The sequence below is a fragment of the Bacillus sp. MN7755 genome (assembly GCF_054771475.1).
This window is the reverse complement of record NZ_BTRL01000013.1, coordinates 231,563-244,214: the sequence shown is the minus strand read 5'-3', so window position 1 is coordinate 244,214 and position 12,652 is coordinate 231,563. Positions and strand designations below refer to the sequence as shown.

Annotated in this window: 13 protein-coding genes and 2 pseudogenes; 3 read left to right on the top strand and 12 right to left on the bottom strand. The window is 31.0% G+C overall.

Annotation, left to right across the window (positions count from 1 at the left end):
• Positions 1-15 precede the first annotated feature (15 nt).
• The 6 genes from ACYVEC_RS16170 to ACYVEC_RS16145 all read right to left on the bottom strand — a co-directional run bounded on the left by ACYVEC_RS16170 (position 16) and on the right by ACYVEC_RS16145 (position 5,365).
• A complete protein-coding gene (locus tag ACYVEC_RS16170) occupies positions 16-171 on the bottom strand; it encodes a DUF1540 domain-containing protein (protein WP_000046091.1) in 156 nt (51 codons plus the stop codon).
• 70 nt (positions 172-241) lie between these two features.
• The gene (locus tag ACYVEC_RS16165; RefSeq protein WP_063223510.1) at positions 242-874 is read right to left on the bottom strand and encodes a Vat family streptogramin A O-acetyltransferase; all 633 of its coding nucleotides are present in this window, start codon (positions 872-874) and stop codon (positions 242-244) included.
• Positions 864-2,147, bottom strand: coding sequence for an MFS transporter (locus tag ACYVEC_RS16160; RefSeq protein ID WP_063223511.1), 1,284 nt, complete (start codon positions 2,145-2,147; stop codon positions 864-866). The genes ACYVEC_RS16165 and ACYVEC_RS16160 overlap by 11 nt, the downstream gene beginning before the upstream one ends.
• A gap of 267 nt (positions 2,148-2,414) precedes the next feature.
• Positions 2,415-3,650, bottom strand: coding sequence for a cytochrome P450 (gene cypA, locus ACYVEC_RS16155; RefSeq protein ID WP_063223512.1), 1,236 nt, complete (start codon positions 3,648-3,650; stop codon positions 2,415-2,417).
• A gap of 159 nt (positions 3,651-3,809) precedes the next feature.
• Complete coding sequence (locus ACYVEC_RS16150) at positions 3,810-4,214, bottom strand: hypothetical protein (RefSeq protein WP_098555042.1); 405 nt, start codon at positions 4,212-4,214, stop codon at positions 3,810-3,812.
• Positions 4,215-4,360: 146 nt separating this feature from the next.
• A complete protein-coding gene (locus tag ACYVEC_RS16145) occupies positions 4,361-5,365 on the bottom strand; it encodes a DUF1835 domain-containing protein (RefSeq protein WP_460507260.1) in 1,005 nt (334 codons plus the stop codon).
• A gap of 295 nt (positions 5,366-5,660) precedes the next feature.
• On the opposite strand from ACYVEC_RS16145, the gene ACYVEC_RS16140 reads away from it, so the two are divergent.
• On the top strand, positions 5,661-5,873 hold the full coding sequence (locus tag ACYVEC_RS16140) for a hypothetical protein (protein WP_063223515.1): 213 nt from the start codon (positions 5,661-5,663) through the stop codon (positions 5,871-5,873).
• Positions 5,874-6,216: 343 nt separating this feature from the next.
• Here the strand turns inward: ACYVEC_RS16140 and ACYVEC_RS16135 are convergent, their stop codons facing one another.
• Complete coding sequence (locus ACYVEC_RS16135; RefSeq protein ID WP_063223516.1) at positions 6,217-6,420, bottom strand: hypothetical protein; 204 nt, start codon at positions 6,418-6,420, stop codon at positions 6,217-6,219.
• 231 nt (positions 6,421-6,651) lie between these two features.
• Here ACYVEC_RS16135 and ACYVEC_RS16130 point away from each other — a divergent pair, with 231 nt between their 5' ends.
• Both ACYVEC_RS16130 and ACYVEC_RS16125 read left to right on the top strand, forming a co-directional pair.
• Positions 6,652-6,828, top strand: a complete 177-nt coding sequence (locus ACYVEC_RS16130) for a hypothetical protein (protein WP_162840209.1) — start codon at positions 6,652-6,654, stop codon at positions 6,826-6,828.
• A gap of 214 nt (positions 6,829-7,042) precedes the next feature.
• The gene (locus ACYVEC_RS16125) at positions 7,043-7,228 is read left to right on the top strand and encodes a hypothetical protein (protein ID WP_063223517.1); all 186 of its coding nucleotides are present in this window, start codon (positions 7,043-7,045) and stop codon (positions 7,226-7,228) included.
• A 718-nt stretch (positions 7,229-7,946) separates the two neighbouring features.
• On the opposite strand, the gene ACYVEC_RS16120 is transcribed toward ACYVEC_RS16125, so the two are convergent.
• The 5 genes and pseudogenes from ACYVEC_RS16120 to ACYVEC_RS16100 all read right to left on the bottom strand — a co-directional run.
• The gene (locus ACYVEC_RS16120) at positions 7,947-8,426 is read right to left on the bottom strand and encodes a hypothetical protein (protein WP_063223518.1); all 480 of its coding nucleotides are present in this window, start codon (positions 8,424-8,426) and stop codon (positions 7,947-7,949) included.
• Between the two features lie 318 nt (positions 8,427-8,744).
• Entirely contained in the window at positions 8,745-9,161 is a 417-nt protein-coding gene (locus ACYVEC_RS16115; protein ID WP_063223519.1) for a DUF3995 domain-containing protein, read from the bottom strand.
• Positions 9,162-9,306: 145 nt separating this feature from the next.
• A complete protein-coding gene (locus ACYVEC_RS16110) occupies positions 9,307-10,080 on the bottom strand; it encodes a DUF3959 family protein (RefSeq protein ID WP_063223520.1) in 774 nt (257 codons plus the stop codon).
• Between the two features lie 208 nt (positions 10,081-10,288).
• A pseudogene (locus ACYVEC_RS16105) lies at positions 10,289-12,031 on the bottom strand (RNaseH domain-containing protein); the annotation flags it as partial.
• Positions 12,032-12,172: 141 nt separating this feature from the next.
• Positions 12,173-12,346: pseudogene (locus ACYVEC_RS16100) on the bottom strand (replication-relaxation family protein); the annotation flags it as partial.
• Positions 12,347-12,652 lie beyond the last annotated feature (306 nt).

The window sequence follows — 12,652 nt, the reverse complement described above, 5'->3', positions numbered from 1 at the left end:
TACCCTTAAAAAAATTTATACTTCTGGATCAAAAGTTTTGCAATCTGTTTCTTCCGTTGTAGATGCTTGTTTACCTTTATGACTTACAACATAAATTGCATCTGCACTACATTTATTGCCGTTAGCCCAAAATTTACAGTTGTTTACTTCACATAAAACGTCTTGTGCCATAGTATCACACCTCCTTGTTCTATTATCATTAACAAAATTCGGAGGTATGATACTCTTTGTTATGCATTTTTTATTCCCTTTTTAGCTTTCTTAATGGCTCTATATTCCCTTGTACAATAGCACTTATATTTTCAGTTATTTTTTCAATATCAAAATGCCACCATTGAATTTGCAATAATTCTTCTATTATTGTATTTGTAAATCGTTCCTTTATTTTATTTGCAGGGTTTCCACCAACAATTGTATATGGTGCGACGTCTCTAGTCACAACAGATTTAGCTGCTATTATTGCACCATCCCCTATTTTTATTCCAGGCATAATCGTTGTATCCATACCGATCCAAACGTCATTTCCTATAACTGTATCACCTTTGTAAGGTAAATTAGACAAATTAGGTGTATACTTCTCCCACCCATTTCCAAATATATTAAATGGATATGCCGAAAATCCATCCATTCGATGATTCGCTCCGTTCATAATAAAGGTAACTCCATTTGCAATACAACAAAACTTTCCAAGGATAAGGCGATCTCCAAGAAATTCATAATGATGTAATACTCGATCTTCAAATGTTTCTCCATCTTTCGCATCATAATATGAATAGTCTCCAACAAGTATATTAGCTTTTGTTATTGTGTTTTTTATAAAATGGACGTTTTGATTTCCTTCAATAGGGTATTTAACATTTGGATTAGGATTCATTTTGTATAGCACTTCCTTTACCACTTATTTCACTTTCTATTGCTATCGTTGGCTTTAAATTGTATATAGGTAAAATAAACAATAATCCAATTATAAAAAGGAAAGCCGTTCCTTCATACATCATACTTAATGAAAACATTTCCTTTAATGAGCCAGCAATACTCATCGTTACTACCATTGAACCTGTGAATAGTGGACTTAAAATACCATTTACACGACCAATAAAATCAGTATCGCTATTTTGAATGATGAGCGTATTAATACCAATTTGGATACAAGGAAGAGCTAAACCGCTAAAAAGTTGTGCTGTAAGTGTCACCCATAAATTTGTCGAATAACCTATAATACCAATACCAATCGCCTGACCGAGCATCCCTACAATTAACATCTTTTGCGGAGCAACATTTTTCGCAAATACCATCGCTAAAGCTCCACCAACAATCATCCCTGCACCATTGACTGTCAGTAACCATTGTAAACTCTCTTTTGACAGCCCTAACTGCTCAGTCACAATAAATATACCTAATGGCTGAATTAATCCTATACCTAGTCCTGCTGCCATAAAACAAAGCCCTAGTAAAGTTAATGCTTTTTTCTTTTTCACGTATTTAATACCGTCCAGCATTTCCTGTAATAGAGTGATTTCTTTCTTCTCATTATCATTCTCAAGATCTTTAGGAAGAAATAACAACACAGCTGCCGCAAGTAAAAAAGCGATACCTGTTATGATGATTGAAATATAAATTCCAAAACTATGAAAAATAAATGTTCCAAGAATCGGTCCTAACACCATAAAAATCGCAAATATTGTTTGATATATAGACATCGCTAATTGGATTTGTTCCGTTGATAAATGTTGTTTAAATAATTTCATTCCAGATGGTTGAGAAAACTGCGAAAGGATTGCAGAAATAAGCGTGACAAAAAACACAATTTTCCACGTACCAAACATAAGAGTAATTAATACAGCAAATACTGAAATAGAACTTAACGTTTCACACCATATCATTGTCTTCTTTGGCTTCCACCTATCAGCAAAAGTTCCGCCAATAAAGGAAAAGATGAAAATTGGAGCAAACTCAGCAACTGAAATCATCGAAATAGCAAAAGCATCACCTTTTGTCATTTCCATTACGTATAGTAATACCGCAAAGTTTCGAACCCATATTCCTATTTGCAAAAATAATGCTGATGCTAGAATTCCTTGCACAAACCGATTTTTTAATACTTGCGATACCCCGGTATTTTGTTTTGTTACTACATTTGTCGACATAAAAAAGCCTCCTATTTCATGTTCTGAACAGGAGGCAGCACAAATCATATGAAAAGACTATATTTTCACAGAGCGAAATACATCCCTTTTCTATAAATGTACATACTAATCCTATTCAGAAGAATATTTCGTTTTTTAACGAAGATCTCTTACAAATAGAATTAGTTGATCATTGGGATGTATTCACCCTTCCGTTTCGAATTTAAATTACACATACATACTCTATGTAAATCATTTTCAATGTATGCATGTCTTACAATAAATATTCTAGAATGTTAATGGTAATTCCTCTAAAGAACGCATTAAATAATTACCTTGCCATTTGATTTCATCACGGTTATCTTTTATTTGTAGTTCAGGCATTCGCTTAAATAAAGTAGTGATAGCAATCTTTGCTTCTAACCTAGCAAGTGGAGCTCCTAAGCAAAAATGGCTACCATGTCCAAAGGCAATATGACGATTATTTTCCCGAGTAATATCGAATATTTCTGGTTTTTCAAATACTGTTTCATCACGGTTTGCCGAAGCTAATGCAATGACAACCATATCCCCTTTTTGAATTGTTTGGTCGTGAATTTGAAAAGATTCATCTGCCCATCTTGAAGTCGTTACCTCAACTGGAGAATAATATCGTAATCCTTCTTCAATAGCTGCATCAATTAATTTTGGATTTTCTTTTAATAACTGTAATTGATTCGGATTTTCAAGAAGTGCTAATACTGTATTTGTTATTAAATTTACCGTTGTCTCGTGTCCTGCCACAATTAGTAACATTATCATTGAATATAGTTCCCGAGCGCTAAGTTTATGCCCTTCACTCTCTGCAAGTATTAAAGCACTAACCAAGTCTTCTTTCGGCTCTTTTCGTTTCATATCAACTAAATATTGAAGATATGTAATAAACTCAGATAGTTGCTTTTCAGTTTCTTTTATTTCTTCTGGTGTTTCTGGATAAGCAATGACAGCATGAGACCAAATTCTAAATTTCGCTTGATCCTCTTTTGGAATGCCAAGCATTTCACTTATCACAATGATCGGTAAAGGAAATGAATAATCATCAACAAGGTTTAATGAACCTTTTCGCTCGACTTCGTTCAATAAATCATCTGCGATATGCTGAATTCTTCCTTCCAATTGCGCGATCATCTTCGGTGTGAAAACTTTTTGTACAAGTGATCGTAAACGATTGTGGTTTGGTGGATCTGAATTTAACATGTGCGTCGTTAAATGATCACCATTGTCAACAGTAAGAAACACATTCAATGTATCTTGAGAAAAGACATTGGCCGGATCTTTTTTTAAGCGACTATCTTTTAAAAGTGGCAAAGCATCTTCATATCTTGTAATAAGCCACTCTGCACCTAATTCAGTTTTATTCACAAATAAGATAGGTTGCATTTTTCTAGATTCTTTATAGATTTCATACGCATCTTCTTTAAACTGAGCTGAAGCTAAATTAATGCCATCCTCTATTCTTAGCCCAACTTTATTTTTCATTGACATTGTATTCCCTCACTCTCATTTGTTTTTGAAAACCAACCAACATATGCATTATACTCTAATAAAAACGTGAAAATTGTTAATTTTTAATCAAAATCTTACTTCGTATATTGAAAAATAAAAAAAGTGAGAGAGTAAAATAATTTTACTCTCTCACTTTTTTTATGCGAAACACATAAAATTACTAATTTGTTGATAGCGGTAACTTACTTTACGACGACGACCACCTTGCCAAGTGTAACCTGATACTCCGTTTCTTCTCACTTCAGTCGGAAAGAACCATAAGTCTCTTCCGAAAGGTCCAGGACGATGTAAACGTAAATATCCCCATCTTCCTAAACAGTTACACATCCATGATTTCATATTACCTGCTTGTGCTGGAGAAGCAAATGTAGATGGTAATGATGGAGCTTGTGACGGTGGTGGTGACGTTGGAGCATCTTCCGCATCATCTGGTCTATAATCTTCTTGTTCCATATTTCTCACTTCATTTGTAGATTCATATCCGTAGTTTTGTGGTTGATAATACATCGCTTGATCATATGGATAATTTTGTTGGTTATACATATTAACAAATCACCTTCTTTTCATTCAGTACCTTTAACATTCATATGTGATATGCCCTCTAAAGGAAGCTTATGTTATAGCCCAACTTCAATTTAAAAACCTCGTATTCTTAATAATACGAGGTTTTTAAACATAAAATGTATTTATTATTTCCTTAACTTTACACTATAAAAGCGCATTTCTTCTAGTGAACCTACAAATTCAAATACTTCTTGTTTAATTAATTCCTTTAAGCGATATTCTAAAAACGTATCGCCAACTAACTGCTCTACAAGACCAAGTGCTTCACCAATTACTCTCGGAGCTTTTAGAAATTCTTGATCAGCACCTACACTTTTCGCACATTCAATTATAAATTGATCAAAATAATCTTCTTGTACAGAATGCACTTCATTGTCTGTCCAAACTCTTAAAAATTCCGTACTTTTCGATAGACTATCCCACTCATGTTCAAACTGCATACGTTTCTCCACAGTTAAATAAGGCAATTCTACAAAACTTTTTTGAATTAGAGCTAAACTTTCAGGCGCTAATTCTCCAGTTCCACGAATATCATACTCTTGTTTTAATATTTCTTTACTTGCTTCAGACGTATTAATAACTCGAATGTTTTTCTTATCTTTTAATTGTGTCAATACAAAACATAGACCTACATGTTCATGTGCGTTATCTGCCTTCCAAATGGTAATTGGTGTTTCATTCGGAATTGAATGCAGAACTTCTACAGTTTCCTTATATCTTGGTAAATACTCATCTTCAAAATAACTATCATAAGAGGTTAAGTTATTTACTAACCACTCTTTTCTTGCTAATTGACCTTCATTTGTATGTAATTGATGTATTGGCCCAATTGAAAAGAATTCAGAGAATGAAACCACACTCTCCTCGAGTAACCCTTCCTGTTTCAACATATATTTTAAACAACCGGCTGTTGAATCATCAAAAGCGATATGAATGTGTATACTTTCTCTTATGTTCTTTTCCTGAGTTGTATCACTCGTTAATTGCTTAGGAATACTCGTTAAATTTTTTACCATATCTTCGTTATAATTCCCGTCTAATACATCTAACTGTATTAGAATACTTTGAAGTAAATGTTTTGCTTCATCTTCATACATATCCTCAACAACGTTTTTAATTTTATCTATCACGTAAATCCCTCTATTCATTTCAAAATAACGTAGATTATAGTGTATCATTTTACTATCGTTCTTTAAAAGCTTTTTAGTCAAATCATTTCTTACACTGATTTATGCAGCTATCTAAGTTTTTAATAAAATCTTTCTCCATCTCCTCCTCAAGCTATAGACCTAAAATATTTTTTCGCTTCCCCGTTATCAATCACACGAAATCACAATAGTTGCTAAATAAATTTTAAATACTTTGTAAATCTTTTTATTTAAATGTATAATTATATAGAAAATAAAAACTACAGGAGCAATATTAATGGAGAAAGTACTTACTACTTATAAACATTATCTAAAAAATTGGAGATTTATATTTATTTGTATATTACCTGCTGTGGCTTTCTTATATACACTTGATGTTATCTTTGAACTACTGTTTCACCAAAATTTCTATTTGTCTAATTTAATTATTGCTATCATTTTATTCTTAATATTTATTAACGTAAAAGATAAATTTAAAATCAAAGGTTAAAGAAAACTATAATTGAAACGAAACCGTTGTAGAGCTACATTTTTCATAAAAAATAAGAGCACCCTGCTATTGGATGCCCTAGTGTGATTAGAGGTTTTTTCTGAGTATTGATTCGGACACGAAGATCTTGTCCTATTACATACTATATGCTTGTACTTATTATATTGTGCATAAAAAAACACAATATCCAGATGCCAGATAGATACATACACATTGGATAACTAACTCGCTATAAAAGGCCTTCCTACATTATTACTAATAAAACCTGCTCATTCTTACATTTTAAAATTGCTTTATTTATAAACAAAAAACATCCCCATGGATGTTTTTTCTCTAATCACCTTTAAACTTCCATAAACTTAGCAGGTACACCAATTTTTTCAACTACAGAAGATATATTAGTAGGATTAATCATTACATTTTCAATACAAACTAATTTATTTTCTAATAACCCTTTCTCTGTAGTAATAAGTTCTTCAAATCGTTCTAAAGTCATTGAGAATTTGTGCTCACTTCCACCATTCATACTGACTTTTACATACTTCATAGTGTCACCGCCTCTCTTAATTATCTATAATTCGATAAGAATACGCTTACATCCTTTTTTATTAAAGTATGGTTTATCACATCCCATAACACGTTTAAAATGACTTTAAGAAAAACAGCCAATCTACACCTCTTATTCTTTTTATTAAAATTACAATCAAACGTTTCTAGCATTCTACATCTTTAGAAAGAATTATATAATAGTATTGATTAAATATTAGGAGTGTTATTAATGGCTGATATAATTCGCCTCTTAATTATTATACTTATTGCTATTTTTTTGTTTTCATCTATTATTATGGAATTTAAAAAGCCTCAAAAAAGTATGTTTTGGTTCTCTATTGAAGTCTTGTTTCTGCTTGGAATTATACTTTTAATTAAAGAATTTTTTATCAAATTTTCCGCATAAACCCTTAAGTAAAATATAATATTTTATCAGTAACGCAGGAAAAATTATAATTTTGAACTCTTTTCACTGAAGTTAAGAATGTAACTTCCAATAATTATCCTTTATTTATAATTGCTTTATTAGCTTCTTCTAAGTCATATTGGTTTATTAACATTAAGACTAAAACAAGCATGCCTTGTCATATATTAAAAAAAAGATAAGGGATGTGAAAGCATTGAATAACAATCAATTTGTTTTTTATGTAGTAAAAGGTTCGGCAATTAAAAAATTTATTATTATCGATTTAATTGCTGGAACAGGAATTTATTGGACCGTAAATTTCATTTCTTCAAATGCATTACTCGCAATTATTAGTTGTATTTTGGGGACAAAGAAAATGAAGAAAATACATCATTCATAGAAACCAAAAATATATCCCACTTCTTTCCTTTCAGTTATGTCCCTTTTATATTCCGCGTAATTGTGTACTATTCATTATCTTCTTTCGCCTTTTTTTACTGATTAACTGAATAATTTCATATATACCGTAATAGATACATTCCACTGAAAGCAGGTAGATCCTTCAATTTTCGATCTTCTTGACATGGGAAAAGAAGCGTGAAAAGTTGGCTCATTCATTAGATTCTCTAGCAAACAACACTTTTACTTGTCTGCTTTTGTATGAGATTTTTCGTTTTACATATACTACTTTTGAACCTGCATACCAATGCAAGCCATTTTGGTGTTTTGGATTTCCCTTCCTCGGATAAGTATTTTTTACTTATCCCTTTTTTGTATAGACATGTATATTTAGGGTAAAATTAATTACAAGCAGTTTTTCTGTTTATTCGTAGTTCTTTATCAAAAGACTTTTCTCCTTTTAAGGACAGCAGATACGACTGCTTGTCCTTTTTTATTTACATTTCACACGACATTTTTTGACCAATTCTAAGCATTCTAATACGGATCCCGAATAGCCGCTGTTTATATTCATTCAAAATAAGCATTTTCTGATACTTTCCTTTTTAAGTTACACAACATGATAAAAATGAACTTATACATTTGAATCAATGTTTCCTATCTCAGAAGCTCTTCTAAATAACTAAAAAAGAACACCTTAAGTGAGTGTTCTTTTTTCTTTATGTAAGCGAACATACAGATAATATTAACCCTCCAAATGTCACTGTTCCTAGTACTCCTAATACAAATCCTGTTAAACAAATACAATCAGCAAGACAAATAGAAGATTGCGATAATGGAACAAATGACCTACTTGTGCTCGATCCATAATGTCTTATTTTCTCATAATTTATATCTAACATTAAATGCAGATACGATATACAACCCTCAATAGTTTGAAGAGATTCATTTTCTAATCGCTCCAAAAACTTGTTATGTAAAGCAAGGGGAAGAGGAAACTGTTTATCTAAGTTCATATTTTGATAAATTAATTGTAAACGAGTTAGCATGCAATTTTCCTTTTTTTCAGATACAACTGTACATTTCATATTATTAAATTCATTTAATAATATCGTCAATTCATCCCTGGTGCCGTATAAATCCCTAGCTATTCTTCTCTTTAGTTTGTATGAATGAATAATAGATTTAATCTCAATCATTTAATTACACTTCCTAATTAAATATTATTTATCCTTATAGATAAACAGTACTTTTAAACCATATTAAAAATACACTCAAACACTTTAATTTACTATCGATTATCATTACATAAACCTTACATTATTGTAATAATTTTTTCACTGCTTACCAACTAGAAGCAATCCATCCTCTTAATTAGAGTTGTATACATCGCTTTACTTTGTAATACAGTATTAAAATATTGTTGGTTATATTTTTGCAATAAAATGTAACCACACGAAACAAGCGGCTTCTGATTGCACAGAGGCCGCTTATTTAATACCCGTATATTTATATATTCACGTTATAATTGCTAATAAGAAGGATAAAGATAGAAATGCACAAAGTGGTATAAATAAAACGGTATCCATTCTAGCAAAATGCGTATCTTTTTCGCGTTTAAAAATACCAAAATAACGAAACTCACCAATTACTCTTATGAAAAAAACAACCATACTAACCCAGGATCCCATTTGAACAATAATATTAGGAAATGCAAAATGAACTATATTTGTTTGTTGCAATAAAATCATTGCTGCCATACTTAATAATAATGCAATGAACAATGTCACTCCTAAACCTGGTGTAAACGCCTTTTCTCCAGATTTTGTTGGAATGACACTATTCGTCGCCCACTTACCTCCAAAAGCCCAGTAAACATGTAAAAAGCTAACTAAGAATAATATGCAGACGGCAAAATATGTAATAATAAGCATTTTGTCCTCCCATTATTTTATTTAAGTCCCCAACTTTAGATTATGCTATGAATTCCTAATTAGCAATCTATATTTAATTACATAAAAAACCCTTTAATGATTTATCAATTCAATGATAAATCATTAAAGGGTTTACTGAAATTTCTTATGCATTATACCTATTTCTACGACGTTCCATCCTCGTTTGCCCTTGAACAGTACCTTCTTTATATTGATGTATTTGCTCTGGCGTTTCATATGTTGCAGCTGGAGCTGATTCTTCGTAATTATGCTCACGTATTTTTTCTGGTGTTTTTCGTTTTGATACTTTTCCACCAAACTTAAATAACTTCATCTTAAATTTTGGTAATCTTGGAAGACGAATCTTAAATAATAGTCTTTTTCTTTTCTTTTTTTGTTTAAATAGACTAATATTTTCTTTATTATTATCTTCCTCTTTTCGGTGCAATAACATCGCAAGTAACCCACCTAATATAAGTCCCCCAATTAAAAGGAGAATATACAAGTAATGGCTCGTCATTAAACTCGACATACGTTCAAGTATGACTAATGACTGTACTTCTTTAATATCCCATAGTAAAGCGGCCCATAATGAGACTAAACCGAATGTAAGTCCATATGTACGAAAACGGAATAGACACGGAATTAAAGCGACACATGCGGCAATTTTCGCATTCGCTATTATTGAACTTATTGAAATATCTTGATGCCAAATGACTAACAGTAGTGTTATAAATGGAGCATACGCTATCCAGCTACATATGCGTGAATATATTTTTTTCGCAAAATAACTACCGAAACTAGTAAAAAATAAAAGGCCTCCAATATATAAAGACCGTTCTAGTGGGATTTGCTTTATAATTCCTGCAATTGGAAAGAGGCCGCTCAATAACATTAATAGCACATCTAATTTCTTCACAATTCCTCATTCCTTTCAAATTTCTTTTGAATCAATTCATACTGCTTTTGCATTTGATGTAGTTTTTTATTTCTAAAAAACATCTTAATCCTGTATGTAAATAAAGTAAATACATAAAAGAAAAGATACATGACAAAAGATATCCTTATTTACATGAAAAAATGACAAATCCTGATCGATATAATGAACAGGATTTGTCTACTATTATTTAAAGAAACATAATTGAATCTTTCTTTTCTATTTTCATTATATCTACATCCAATTCATCATCAAACTCTTTAAACTCTCTTGCATCTATATCAGTCATATAGCTTTTTATTACTTTCGCCATATGCATGGAATACGGCATGTGTATATTCTTTTCCAAAAGCATACTTGAATTACAGCACATGTAATGTACCATTTTGGCAATATAATTCTTTTCTACAGCTTTTACACCTAGCGGTAAAATTTCGAGTATGTATCGCTGCAATGTTTCACTACCATTAAACGAATACTCACCAGTGCTATAATACATTCCTTTAGGATCTACATATAAACTCGTACAATCGAGTACATCATCACATTCTATTGCACCGTATTTTGGTACATCAAAAGATGTATTTATTCTAATAATATTTAAGTTTGGAACCTTTAACACATCCGGAACAATCTCAGGGAAAGTATCTATATCAATTTTATTATTTTGTAACTCTTTTATCCAATGTTTTCTTAAACTCGCATCTATAATGAAATATACTTGCTCATTTTGCTCTTTTGCATATTGTAAAATTCCCGTTAATGTTTCAGAAACAAATTGTTTAAATTGAATTCCCATGTCATTTCTTTTTGAAGGCTGCGGTAAAAAGATATTATGTTTATTTATATTTAATAATAAACGATCAATCGTTTGCCACTCTGTATTCCCATATAATTTATATGAAATTTCTTTACCTTTTATTTGTGAAATAATAGGTAAGAAATCAAATTTCGAGATTCGTTCAATTGATAAATTAACATATGTACAAGGTAAATTTATCTTATTCCAACTACGTTTCAAAAATCCTCTTTGTTCTAATAAACTAAGAATACAATTTATAATTGTTTTACGAGATACATTTTGGCCTACAAATAAATTAATAAATGCCGAAATACGGTTTGTTCGTGCAAACCCTTCTCTAACGATTTGCTTTGGATCAATCTTTTCACGCCCATCACAATTTTTCATTGCGATTAACGCCAATGCCGCATCATTACACTTACCTGCAGTAGCATAAACCGCTTTCATAACATCCTCTACTAGGTTTGTTTTGTATTTCTGGCAATATTGCATTTTATATGGGTTTTGCAATACTTTTTCAATATTATACCTTACTATTTTTAACAATACTGGAGAATCTGCATTCAATACATATGATGACTCACCAATTTGCGCTATCACAATTTCACTTTCAAATAATGCTTGTTCTACTTCCATCGATATTTTTTCAGACCATATTTCTAACGTTATAGTCTCTAATCCTTTTGGAGCAATTAAAGGGAATAATTCATTTTCATTATTTATTGCTATTCTTTTACATTCTGGTAGTAATCTGAAGTAGGAAAATTTTTGCTGAAACCCTTTAAATAGATACTCTCTTTCCTTTACTTTTATACCTGGTTTTATTTTAGTACCTTGAACTTTATATATTTTCTCATTGTATGGAAGCAACACCCTAATATTTGCCCCTAGCATATAATCTTTCGGATATTGAAGAATATGCTCTAATTCAACTTCTCCACCTATATGAAAATCCTCTTTTAAATTTCTAAATATCTTGATCCACTTTATACCGTTTGTAGCTTGTTGTACTTTTAGTTTTACAAACCGTGACTTTTTATTATTCGATGCAAATTCTGGAGTAGAAATTAATACCATACCCCGTTTTCGTCTTAACAGCAAAGGAATGTCTGGATGGTTATATTCTTGATATTAAGGCTATTTTTATGAGCATTTCATATAAGTGTGATTTAACTGATTAAAGCTATTTTCAAAGACGACATATCAGCGATAAATTATGTCTATTTTGTATAGGTGTTAGCAAGTTCGTTTGCAAACTTGTTAGCACTTTTTTTATTGAAACTCTGGGACAACATACACCTTCACATAAACGCCATTCTTCATTGCAAACTGCTCTAAAGTTTTTTGTCTATATTCTGTTACGGTAAAAAAATGAACGATTGGTATTTTACCTTTAAATTTATTTTTGTAGTAAGTTGTAAACTCACCATACCTTTTCATTTTTTTCTACGGTAAGTTATATTAAGAATTACTTTTTAAAACCATGATATAGATATTTCTTTTATATTATTGATATATTAAAGATACGATTTCGTAGGTTTTTAATTGAATACTTTGTGGGCAAATTGTGGGCGTCTACACAATTTAAAAACCCACCTATCATTACGATTAGGTGGGTTTTTAAATTTATGTTTTTATTTTCTCTTTATTAACTGTGATAGTTACGCAAAAATAAAATAGCCTTTAAGTCGACTAATTATATTCCTTTAATATCAAGAGAAACCCAAACAAAAAATTAAATATACGCCTTGT

Bases quoted from the DNA above. Each gene is read 5' to 3' on its own strand.
- cypA (WP_063223512.1), bottom strand. From the start codon at position 3,650: ATGTCAATGAAAAATAAAGTTGGGCTAAGAATAGAGGATGGCATTAAT.
- ACYVEC_RS16165 (WP_063223510.1), bottom strand. From the start codon at position 874: ATGAATCCTAATCCAAATGTTAAATACCCTATTGAAGGAAATCAAAAC.
- ACYVEC_RS16160 (WP_063223511.1), bottom strand. From the start codon at position 2,147: ATGTCGACAAATGTAGTAACAAAACAAAATACCGGGGTATCGCAAGTA.
- ACYVEC_RS16135 (WP_063223516.1), bottom strand. From the start codon at position 6,420: ATGAAGTATGTAAAAGTCAGTATGAATGGTGGAAGTGAGCACAAATTC.
- ACYVEC_RS16170 (WP_000046091.1), bottom strand. From the start codon at position 171: ATGGCACAAGACGTTTTATGTGAAGTAAACAACTGTAAATTTTGGGCT.
- ACYVEC_RS16130 (WP_162840209.1), top strand. From the start codon at position 6,652: ATGGCTGATATAATTCGCCTCTTAATTATTATACTTATTGCTATTTTT.
- ACYVEC_RS16140 (WP_063223515.1), top strand. From the start codon at position 5,661: ATGGAGAAAGTACTTACTACTTATAAACATTATCTAAAAAATTGGAGA.
- ACYVEC_RS16120 (WP_063223518.1), bottom strand. From the start codon at position 8,426: ATGATTGAGATTAAATCTATTATTCATTCATACAAACTAAAGAGAAGA.
- ACYVEC_RS16115 (WP_063223519.1), bottom strand. From the start codon at position 9,161: ATGCTTATTATTACATATTTTGCCGTCTGCATATTATTCTTAGTTAGC.
- ACYVEC_RS16150 (WP_098555042.1), bottom strand. From the start codon at position 4,214: ATGTATAACCAACAAAATTATCCATATGATCAAGCGATGTATTATCAA.